General features: G+C 59.9%; 10 protein-coding genes. 4 read left to right on the top strand and 6 right to left on the bottom strand.

The genetic code is table 11. The features are described from left to right. Window positions 1-129: 129 nt before the first annotated feature. Entirely contained in the window at window positions 130-1,350 is a 1,221-nt protein-coding gene (locus tag CWM58_RS11000; RefSeq protein WP_100631019.1) for an MFS transporter, read from the top strand. Here CWM58_RS11000 and CWM58_RS10995 read toward each other — a convergent pair whose 3' ends face one another. Further along, window positions 1,351-1,908 (bottom strand): DcrB family lipoprotein, encoded by a 558-nt coding sequence (locus tag CWM58_RS10995; RefSeq protein WP_100680914.1) that lies wholly within the window; start codon window positions 1,906-1,908, stop codon window positions 1,351-1,353. Between the two features lie 73 nt (window positions 1,909-1,981). Further along, window positions 1,982-2,647: a 7-cyano-7-deazaguanine/7-aminomethyl-7-deazaguanine transporter gene (locus tag CWM58_RS10990; protein ID WP_025710747.1), complete on the bottom strand. Its 666-nt coding sequence runs from the start codon at window positions 2,645-2,647 to the stop codon at window positions 1,982-1,984. 206 nt (window positions 2,648-2,853) lie between these two features. On the opposite strand from CWM58_RS10990, the gene tusA reads away from it, so the two are divergent. Beyond that, window positions 2,854-3,099, top strand: a complete 246-nt coding sequence (gene tusA, locus CWM58_RS10985; protein ID WP_002920858.1) for a sulfurtransferase TusA — start codon at window positions 2,854-2,856, stop codon at window positions 3,097-3,099. A 277-nt stretch (window positions 3,100-3,376) separates the two neighbouring features. Here the strand turns inward: tusA and zntA are convergent, their stop codons facing one another. Next, window positions 3,377-5,587, bottom strand: a complete 2,211-nt coding sequence (gene zntA, locus CWM58_RS10975; protein ID WP_100680912.1) for a Zn(II)/Cd(II)/Pb(II) translocating P-type ATPase ZntA — start codon at window positions 5,585-5,587, stop codon at window positions 3,377-3,379. Window positions 5,588-5,665: 78 nt separating this feature from the next. After that, on the bottom strand, window positions 5,666-6,292 hold the full coding sequence (locus tag CWM58_RS10970; protein WP_004173987.1) for a lysoplasmalogenase: 627 nt from the start codon (window positions 6,290-6,292) through the stop codon (window positions 5,666-5,668). 150 nt (window positions 6,293-6,442) lie between these two features. On the opposite strand from CWM58_RS10970, the gene CWM58_RS10965 reads away from it, so the two are divergent. Beyond that, a complete protein-coding gene (locus tag CWM58_RS10965; protein WP_165784227.1) occupies window positions 6,443-6,793 on the top strand; it encodes a DUF2500 domain-containing protein in 351 nt (116 codons plus the stop codon). Window positions 6,794-6,806: 13 nt separating this feature from the next. Here CWM58_RS10965 and CWM58_RS10960 read toward each other — a convergent pair whose 3' ends face one another. After that, complete coding sequence (locus CWM58_RS10960; protein WP_002920822.1) at window positions 6,807-7,082, bottom strand: DUF1145 family protein; 276 nt, start codon at window positions 7,080-7,082, stop codon at window positions 6,807-6,809. Then, window positions 7,072-7,668 carry a 16S rRNA (guanine(966)-N(2))-methyltransferase gene (gene rsmD, locus CWM58_RS10955; RefSeq protein WP_002920820.1) on the bottom strand — a complete coding sequence of 199 codons (597 nt, stop codon included), beginning with the start codon at window positions 7,666-7,668 and terminating at the stop codon, window positions 7,072-7,074. Before rsmD ends, CWM58_RS10960 begins: the two co-directional genes overlap by 11 nt. A gap of 183 nt (window positions 7,669-7,851) precedes the next feature. Here rsmD and ftsY point away from each other — a divergent pair, with 183 nt between their 5' ends. Next, the gene (gene ftsY, locus CWM58_RS10950) at window positions 7,852-9,375 is read left to right on the top strand and encodes a signal recognition particle-docking protein FtsY (RefSeq protein ID WP_100680911.1); all 1,524 of its coding nucleotides are present in this window, start codon (window positions 7,852-7,854) and stop codon (window positions 9,373-9,375) included. Window positions 9,376-9,377: the final 2 nt, after the last annotated feature.

Here is a 9,377-nt window from a genome sequence, read left to right as displayed (position 1 = left end):
ATTCCTTTTATGAGTCGCGCCAGATAAGTGTAGCGGTTCGCCGACTGCCAATATTCCGAAAGGAGGGCTGCTTTTCCGCCGACAGCGTGGTAATAGTGAAAGCTGGTTGTCGAAATCTGGTGGAACCTGATGCCCGAACCCGTCGCCGAACCGGCGCTCAATGGACTGCGCCTCAATCTGCGGATTGTCTCTGTCGTAATCTTTAACTTTGCCAGCTATCTCACCATCGGCCTGCCGCTGGCGGTGCTGCCCGGCTATGTTCATGATGTCATGGGCTTTAGCGCTTTCTGGGCCGGGCTGGTGATTAGTCTGCAATATTTCGCCACGCTGCTCAGCCGCCCGCACGCCGGGCGCTACGCCGACCTGCTGGGGCCCAAAAAGATTGTTGTCTTCGGTCTCTGCGGCTGTTTTTTGAGCGGTCTGAGCTATCTGCTGGCGGCCTGCAGCAGCGGTTGGCCACTGATTAGCCTGCTGCTGTTATGCCTCGGGCGGGTGATCCTTGGAATCGGTCAGAGCTTTGCCGGCACCGGGTCGACGCTGTGGGGCGTCGGCGTGGTCGGTTCGCTGCATATCGGGCGGGTGATTTCGTGGAACGGGATTGTGACCTACGGGGCGATGGCGATGGGCGCGCCGCTCGGCGTGCTGTGCTATTCGCATATTGGCCTCAGCGGCCTGGCGGTGGTCATTATGGCGGTGGCGCTGGTGGCGATCCTCTGTGCGCTGCCCCGCGCGGCGGTGAAGGCAGCCAAAGGTAAAGCGATGTCGTTTCGCGCGGTGCTTGGCCGGGTCTGGCCCTACGGCATGGCGCTGGCGCTGGCCTCCGCCGGCTTCGGGGTGATCGCCACCTTTATCACGCTGTTTTATGACGCCAAAGGCTGGGACGGAGCGGCTTTCGCTCTGACGTTATTCAGCTGCGCGTTCGTTGGCACGCGGCTGCTGTTTCCTAACGGCATTCATCGCCTCGGTGGACTGAACGTGGCGATGCTCTGCTTTAGCGTGGAGATTATCGGACTGCTGCTGGTTGGCATTGCCGATACGCCGCTGTTGGCGAAAATCGGTACCTTCCTTACCGGGGCGGGGTTCTCGCTGGTCTTCCCGGCGCTGGGGGTGGTGGCGGTCAAAGCGGTGCCGCAGCACAATCAGGGGTCGGCACTGGCGACCTATACTGTGTTTATGGATTTGTCGTTGGGCGTCACCGGGCCGCTGGCCGGATTGCTGATGGCGTGGACCGGGATCTCGATGATTTATCTCGCCGCGGCGGGGCTGGTGATGGCGGCGCTGCTGTTGGGCTGGCGGCTAAAAAAACGGCCCCCGGTTAGCGAACCGGAGGCCATCGCACCAGGTCAGTAATTACTGAATGGTGAGGGTATTGATGATGCTTTCTGCTTCGGTCTGTGCCTGCTGCTGGTTGTCCGCCGGCAGGGTCACCTGCAGGGTCAGCAGTTTGTCATCCACTTTGCCAAGCAGTACGGAAGACCACGCGGTCTGCCCCTTGGCGGAGATGATGCTGTCCAGCTGCTGCAGGGTATGGTCTTTGATCTCCAGCGATTTATTGCTCACCACCTGCAGCTGCGGGTCGCGGCTACGCTGCTGATCTTCCAGACGTTTCGCCAGCACCGCCAGATCTTCATTGGTGCTGTCGCCGACGATGACGATGACCGCTTTCTGGCCGGTAGCGTCAGAGTAGACGTGCATGTTGTTCGCCTGGGTACCCAGTTTGCCGCTCTGGTCGGCCATGCCCGCAGGCAGGGTGAAGCTCAGCTTGCCATCCAGCAGGCTGATTGCCTGGCCGCTGGCATTGCTCTCCGCTGCTGCGCCAACGGTTGGCGCTTTTGAATCGCTGTTATCGCAGGCGGCAAGCCCCATCACCAGCAGGCCAATACCGACATATTTAACCAAATTGCGCATTGACATCTTCCTTTCGATAAACGGCCACTAATGGCTCATCCGGCTATCTTAACACATCAGCCCGCGAGTACCTTTAACTCGGCTGCAATGCCGACAAATCAGATTTATCCGCCAGTCTTTTCAACAGCATATTTAACAACACGCCATACATCGGCAGGAAGAAAATGATGCTGATAAGCACTTTAAAGCTGTAGTCGACGAGGGCGATTTCCCCCCAGTGGGCGGCCATAAATGGGTCCGGGCTGCGCCAGAAAGCGATAAAGAAGAATGCGACGGTATCGCTAATGTTGCCGAATAGCGTTGAGGCGGTGGGGGCCAGCCACCAGTGGCGGCTCTGCCGCAGGCGGTTAAAGACGTGGACGTCGAGGATCTGCCCCAGCGCATAGGCCATAAAGCTGGCGATGGCGATACGCGCGACGAAGAGATTAAAAGTGCCCAGCGCGGCAAAGCCCTGCCACTCGCCCATGTAAAACAGGGCGGAGACACCGTACGAAATGACCAGCGCCGGGACCATCACCGCGAAAATGATGCGTCGCGCCAGCGGTGCGCCAAAAATGCGTACCGTCAGATCGGTGGCGAGGAAGATAAACGGAAAACTAAACGCGCCCCAGGTGGTATGGAAACCAAAAATGGAGATCGGCAGCTGAACCAGATAGTTGCTGGAGGTGATCACCAGCAGATGAAATAGCGAAAGCCAGACGAGCGCTTTTTTGCGCTGTACGGTAGTAAAGGGATTCATATTGTGACCTTTTTATGCCCGTCATGCTTCAGGTTAAGGAGCAATCGGCAGCGAAACGTTGGGGTGAGGGAACCCAATAAAAAACGGCTGCATGATACTGCGTTACCGGCGTAATGCAATGGTTGTTTTTCGCGCAAACGTTAACCTGGCTTGCGTACTGGCGAACTGGGGGTAAACTAGGGCCGTTTTGTTGACGTGAGACTAAAATGAGCGAACTTTTCTCCACTCCTGACCACACCCTGGATGCCCTGGGGCTCCGCTGCCCGGAGCCGGTCATGATGGTGCGTAAAACCGTGCGGACGATGCCGGTCGGCGAGACACTGCTGATTATTGCTGACGATCCGGCCACCACCCGCGATATCCCGGGATTCTGCCGCTTTATGGAGCATGAGCTGGTGGCCCAGGAAACCGAAGCCCTGCCGTACCGCTATCTGATCCGCAAAAGCCACTGAGTTTTTCCCGGATGGCGGCGCGTAGCGCCTTATCCGGGCTACCCGACGGTCCGGAATCGTAGCCCTGCTAAGCGCAGCGCGAGCAGGGAATACCCCGGATGGCGGCGCGTTGCGTCTTATCCGGGCTACCCGACGGTCCGGAACCGTAGCCCTGCTAAGCGTAGCGCGAGCAGGGAATATCCCGGATGGCGGCGCGTTGCGTCTTATCCGGGCTACCCGACGGTCTGGAACTGTAGCCCTGCTAAGCGTAGCGCGAGCAGGGAAGTCGGTATCTATGCTACAACTTCTTACGCAATAACCGCAGCGCGTTAGCCGTTACCAGCACGGTGGCGCCGGTATCCGCCAGCACCGCCAGCCACAGGCCAGTCAGGCCGAGCAAGGTGGTGACGAGGAAAATCCCCTTCAGCCCTAAGGCAATCGCGATGTTCTGGCGAATATTGGCATGGGTGGCGCGCGCCAGGGAAATCATCTGCGCCAGGCCGGTCAGACGATTATGGGTCAGCGCGGCGTCGGCGGTTTCCAGTGCCACGTCGGTGCCGCTGCCCATGGCGATGCCGATGGTGGCCGCTTTCATCGCCGGAGCATCGTTGATGCCGTCCCCAACCATCGCCAGCGGCGCATCGGCATTCAGCGTCATGACGGCTTTCACTTTGTCCTCCGGCAGCAGACCTGCGCGGAATTCCAGCCCCAGTTCGCTGGCGATGGCCGCCGCGGCGCGCGGGTTATCTCCGGTGAGGATCACCCCCTGCACCCCCAACTGGTGTAAGGCATCCACCGCCTGACGCGCGTCATCGCGCAGGGTGTCGCGCAGCGCCAGGATGCCGAGCAGCGTCTCGCCGCGCATCACCAGCACCACCGTTTGCCCGGCGCTCTCCAGCTGCTGGATCTGTGCCTCATGCTCTGCCGGGGAGGCTTTGCTGGCGGCGCAGATCAAGATGTGGCTGCCGTTCACCTCGGCTTCGATACCGGAGCCCGCCAGCGCCCGCTGGCCGCTGGCAAGCGGAATACTCAGCTGACGCCGCTGTGCTTCACGGACGATGGCCTGCGCCAGTGGGTGGCTGGAGCCTTGCTCCACCGCCGCCGCCAGCGCCAGCAGCGCGTTGGCGTCAACCTCAGCTGTGGCGATAACCGAAGTCACCTGCGGCTGGCCGACGGTCAGGGTGCCGGTTTTATCGAACGCCACCTGCCGCACCTGGCCCAGCTGTTCCAGCGCCGCACCGCCTTTGATTAGCGCTCCGCGTCGGGCGGCGACCGCCAGGCCGGAGGTGATGGCCGCCGGTGTGGAGATGACCAGCGCGCACGGACAGCCGATCAGCAGCAGCGTCAGTCCTTTATAAATCCACGGCAGCCAGGCGCTGGCAAAGAACAGCGGCGGGACAATGGCGACCAACAAGGCTACGACCATAATGGCCGGGGTGTAGATCCGGCTGAAGCGGTCGATGAAGCGCTCGATCGGCGCCCGACGCTCCTCTGCCTCTTCAATCAGCTTCAGGATGCGGTCGATGGCGCTGTCGCCCGGTTCGGATATCACGGTAAGCTGCACCAGGCGATCGACGCTGGTGGCGCCCGCCGCTACCCGTTCCCCGGCCTGACGCTCCACCGGCACCGACTCGCCGGTCAGGGCGCTTTCATCAAAGCTGGCAAACGGCGACAGCAGCTGGCCATCCGCCGGCAGACGCCCGCCGGCGGCCACTTCAATCACATCTCCGGGACGCAGGTCGCGCTGGGCGACGGTTTCCCGCACACCGTTGCGCAGACGGATGGCGGTGTCGGGCTTCAGCGCCATCAGCGCGCTCACCCCCTGCCGTGCGCGGCTGGCGGCCCAGCCTTCGAGACGCTCGCCGATCAGGAACAGCAGCAGGACCATCGCCGCTTCCGCAGTGGCGCCGATAAACAGCGCCCCGATGGCGGCGACGCTCATCAGCGTTTCAATGGCAAACCAGCTCCCGCTCTTGATCAGGCGCAGCGCCTGGCGAGCAACCGGCCACAGGCCAACCAGGGTGGTGGCAATAAAGGCCAACTGACCGGCAGGGTGGTTGGCCTGCTCCAGCCCCCAGCTCAGGGCCATCATGATAAACAGCGTCAGTAACGGCAGATTGTCGCGCAGCAGCGACCCTCGGGTTTTCTCTGCTGCGGGAGCATCGGCATCGCGCAGCGTATAGCCCGCCTGGCGGACCGCGTTCTCAACCTGAGCGCGGATATCGCCCTCGGCGTTAACCAGCAACTTTTCTGTGGCGAACAGCACCTGGACCTGACTGACGCCGGGTACCTGGCGAACCGCGGTTTCCACCTTGCGGGCGCAGGCGGCGCAGTCCATGCCATCAACCTGCCAGCTATAGCGGGCGTCGTCGAGCGCTTCGGCGGCAGGGGCGGATTCTGTGGCGCAGGCGTGATCTGTACAGCAGCTCTCCGCCGGCGCGGTCGCTGGCCGCATGGTGAATGACGAGAATTGTGGGACTTTTTTATCCTGCGCGTCTGGAGTCGACATGGCACCCTCCGGGAAATGATAATTTTCTCATTAGCCGTAGGATACACTCTGGAGTCGACTCCAGAGTCAAGGACTAAATTACAGGTATAACGCGCGCACGATCAGGAAGTGGCCGGCAAAGTAGAACGCGGCGGCAATGGCGTTATCGGCGCGGAAGCGGCGACGATAGTGGCTCACCAGCCATACGGCATTGCTCAGCAGCAGCAGGGCCGCGCCAGCGAAACCGGACAGCGCGGTGTTGGTGGGGCGGGCAAACCACAGCTCACCGGCCAGCCAGACCATCACCAGCGTCATTCCAATAAAGGTCAGCACCGGCATTTTCATCTCTTCCAGCCGACTCCAGATCACCGCCATTAGCAGGGCGCCGAATACCAGCAGCACCAGCGGCAGGGGCCAGAAGAACGACAGCGTCAGCTGGCTGGCGAACCAGATGGTATACAGCAGATGTGACAGGAAGAAAGCGCCCACCGCGTACATCACCCGCTGGCGCGGCAGCAGGGTCAGGGCGTCGCCGAGCAGCGAGGCGCACAGGCCAGCCAGCACCAGATAGCTGATGGCATTGAACATCGGCGCCTGCCAGGCCAGTAACAGCAACAGAATCAGGGTGACTGGTTTAAATACCCAGCGTCGCCAGGCCGGCCCACGATAAGATGCATCGACATAAAGCCATGCGGAGAAACAGACAGCAATAAATGACCAAAGCATAGTAAGTCCCTGTATCTGTTATCATAAAGAAAGTTACGGATGCGTGATGCTACAACTCAGTGTAGTGGTTTGGCGTAGCAGATGACAATGTTATTCCCGACGCAGTATGCTGATTCCTGATATTTTTTATGGGTAACCTTAATGAGTAAAATGCCCCTCTTTTTTGTTTTGGTTGTCGCGGTGATTGTGGTGGCGGCTTCGTTTCGCTATGTACAGCAGCGTCGTGAGAAACAGGCGAATGACGCCGCGCCGTTGCTGCAAAAGCGGGTTATCGTCAGCAATAAACGGGAAAAAGTGATTAACGATCGGCGCTCGCGGCAGCAGACGGTGACGCCTGCAGGCAGTGAGATGCGCTATGAAGCGAGCTTTCGCCCCGAAAACGGTGGGCTGGAGGTGGTGTTTCGCCTTGAAGCGCCGCAATATCATGCGCTGAGCGTGGGCGATCGCGGGATGTTGAGTTATAAGGGCACAGCGTTCGTGGCGTTTACGCCCGATCACTGAGCCCTTTTCAGGACTACTTTTTCAGCGTCGCCTTCAGTTTTTTCTGCCAGGCGACGAGCTCAAACACGCCGAAGATAAAAATGCGAATTTGCTCAAAGCGGCTCAGCGGCGGCGCCTCTTTCGGCTGCGTCGCCTTCAGCAGCGTCAACTGCAGCCCGTGCATCAGGATCATGAAAATCAGCGCGACGTTGACGAAGATATTCAGCGGCTTCGGGAAGGGCTGAAACAGATTCAATAACAGAAAGGCCCAGACGCACAGCATCAGCAGGCGGCCTAAATTAATCAGCATGGTGCTCTCCTTGGGCCTCACGTTGGTAAAGACGGTAGGCGACCTGTCCGGCCACTTTTTCACGATACAGCTGCCAGTTAGCTGGCACCGGCGGTAAGCCGTTTTCGACTTCGCTTTCGACATACACCAGGGCCTCATCGGCCAGCCAGCCTTGTGTCTCCAGCAGACGTAGCGTCTCCTCCAGCAGCCCCTGACGGAACGGCGGGTCGACGAACACAATCTGGTGCGGTGTCCCCGGCTGGCTCAGGAAGCTGAGGGTGTTGGTGGTGATCACCTTGCCGCGATCCGCTTTCAGGGTGGCGAGATTTTTTTGCAACTGCTGGGCTACGCCGCGCTCCATCTCCAGTAGCGTGGTGCTGGCCGCATAGCGGGACAGCGCCTCCAGCCCCAGCGCGCCGCTGCCGGCAAAGCAGTCGAGGCAGTGCGCGTCAACGATGGACGGCGCCAGCCAGTTAAAAAGGGTTTCGCGAACCCGGTCGGTGGTCGGCCGCAGGCCCGGGCTCTCCGGCACCGGTAATTTACGGCCGCGCCATTGCCCACCGATAATGCGGATCTGGCCGCTGCCCGCGTGGTTTGGTTTTTTCATCTCTCTGCTCAAGTCTCAACTTCCGGCCTGCTATTCTAGCGATCGACGGCGGTTGACGAAACCTTAATCCGGGGGCGGTGCTGCGAGTTAAGTTAAGTGATAGACTATCCGACTAATTTCATCATTTTTTCAGCTTCTGATGAAGCTGCGCCATGAATAAAACAGCGAGGAGTGTGGTCGCAAATGGCAAAAGAGAAAAAACGTGGCTTCTTTTCCTGGCTGGGCTTTGGACAGAAAGAACAGGCACAGGAAACCGAGACTGAACAAAAAGTAGAAGAACAACAAGCGGTTGCCGATGAGACGCCGGTAGCGGAAACCCCTGCTGAGCCGAGCGCGCCGAAAGCAGACCCGGAAGCGTTTGCCGAAGACGTCGTCGAAGTGACCGAGACGGTAGTCGAAAGCGAAAAAGCGCACCTCGCGGAGCCTGCCAGCGTGCAGGAAGAAGAGGGGGTGGAAACGCCTGCTCTGGCCGAAGACGCGCCTGTTGTTGAACCGGAGCCCGCGGTCAGCGAACCGCTTGAACAGCCTGCGGTGGTTGAGCCGCTGGCGGAAGAGGTGATCGCCGAAGCGGTGGTGGCGGAAGCCGTAGCAGAGCAGCCTGTGGCAGACGTTATCGCCGAGCCGCAGGAGACGGATGTCCCTGAAGAGGACGCCCCGTTAAGCGATGAAGAGCTGGAAGCACTGGCGCTGGCGGCCGAGGCGGCAGAAGAGGCGGCGGTCGTGGTGCCGGAGCCCGAGGACGAGGCGCCGGTGGAAGCGCTGGCCCAGGAGCAGGAAAAGCCGACGAAAGAAGGCTTTTTCGCCCGCCTCAAGCGTAGCCTGCTGAAAACCAAAGAGAACCTCGGTTCCGGATTTATCAGCCTGTTCCGCGGTAAGAAGATCGACGATGATCTGTTTGAAGAGCTGGAAGAGCAACTGCTGATCGCCGACGTCGGGGTGGAAACGACCCGCAAGATCATTACCAACCTGACAGAAGGTGCCAGCCGTAAGCAACTGCGCGATGCGGAAGCGCTGTACGGCCTGCTGAAAGAAGAGATGGGCGAGATTCTCGCCAAAGTGGATGAGCCGCTGAACGTTGAAGGCAAAACGCCGTTTGTTATTCTGATGGTCGGCGTAAACGGGGTGGGGAAAACCACCACCATCGGCAAGCTGGCGCGTCAGTTTGAGCAGCAGGGTAAATCGGTGATGCTGGCGGCGGGGGATACCTTCCGCGCGGCGGCGGTGGAACAGTTGCAGGTCTGGGGTCAGCGTAACAATATCCCGGTGATCGCCCAGCATACCGGCGCGGACTCCGCCTCGGTGATTTTCGACGCCATTCAGGCGGCGAAGGCGCGCCATGTTGACGTACTGATTGCCGACACCGCCGGGCGTCTGCAGAATAAATCGCACCTGATGGAAGAGCTGAAGAAGATTGTCCGGGTGATGAAAAAACTGGACGTCGACGCGCCGCATGAGGTGATGTTAACTATTGACGCCAGCACCGGGCAGAATGCCATTAGCCAGGCCAAACTGTTCCATGAAGCGGTAGGATTGACCGGGATCACCCTGACCAAGCTGGACGGCACCGCCAAAGGCGGCGTGATCTTCTCGGTAGCCGATCAGTTCGGCATTCCGATTCGCTATATTGGCGTCGGCGAGCGTATTGAGGATCTGCGTCCGTTTAATGCGGGCGACTTTATTGAGGCACTTTTTGCCCGAGAGGATTAAGA

The organism is Klebsiella sp. H-Nf2 (assembly GCF_002806645.1).
Lineage (GTDB): Bacteria > Pseudomonadota > Gammaproteobacteria > Enterobacterales > Enterobacteriaceae > Klebsiella > Klebsiella variicola.
This window is presented reverse-complemented; position numbering and strand designations above follow the sequence as displayed.